2 protein-coding genes are annotated in these 539 nt (G+C 54.5%); one reads left to right on the top strand and one right to left on the bottom strand.

Annotated features, from left to right (window positions below; genetic code table 11):
- Positions 1-48: 48 nt before the first annotated feature.
- A complete protein-coding gene (locus tag HMPREF2743_RS13005) occupies positions 49-177 on the top strand; it encodes a hypothetical protein (protein WP_256380860.1) in 129 nt (42 codons plus the stop codon).
- 31 nt (positions 178-208) lie between these two features.
- On the opposite strand, the gene HMPREF2743_RS12515 is transcribed toward HMPREF2743_RS13005, so the two are convergent.
- On the bottom strand, positions 209-539 hold a 331-nt coding region (locus tag HMPREF2743_RS12515; RefSeq protein ID WP_141761412.1), incomplete at its 5' end, for an integrase core domain-containing protein.

The raw sequence follows: 539 nt of genomic DNA, 5'->3' as shown, positions 1-539 counted from the left end.
ACTCAAGCCTCAGAAAAACAACTTCCTGGGGAAATGTACAATAAGAACATGGACTCAACAGTTCCCGAGCTTGATTTTCTCCCCGCCCACGTCCGCGATGCCCTGGATGCAATCTGGGCCGGGGCGAAGGCCGACGCGGTGGAATCAGAGGTCCTCGAATTCAAAGAGGGGGCCTGACCCCCCGGAAGGTAGACACGTCGGGGGTTAGCTATGCTGCTTGGGTCAGTGTAGCTGATGTGAGTTCTTCGAAGTCATCGGGGGCTAGAAGGTTGCACCAGGAGTGTCGTCTGCGCGTGTTGTAGCGCATGCACCAGCGGAAGACTTCTTGGCGGCAGATGATGGGATTGTCAAAGACTTTCCGATCACGCAGAACTTCACGCTTTAGGGTGGCGTTAAATGATTCTGCCAGGGCATTATCGGCACTCGTTCCCACCGCTCCCATGGATTGGCGAACACCAAGTACAGCGCAGTGCTCTCTAAATGCCTGTGAGGTGTACACACTGCCGTGATCGGAATGGAAAATTGCCCCTTTAAGGCTT

Origin of the sequence: Corynebacterium sp. HMSC036D02, from assembly GCF_001836165.1 — a bacterium.
Classification (GTDB): Bacteria; Actinomycetota; Actinomycetes; order Mycobacteriales; family Mycobacteriaceae; genus Corynebacterium.
The sequence above is the reverse complement of the archived record's forward strand: the minus strand, read 5'-3'. Positions and strand labels throughout refer to the sequence as shown.

What these genes read in the sequence shown, in the direction of transcription:
- HMPREF2743_RS13005 (WP_256380860.1), top strand. Translation starts at nt 49, where the DNA reads ATGGACTCAACAGTTCCCGAGCTTGATTTTCTCCCCGCCCACGTCCGC.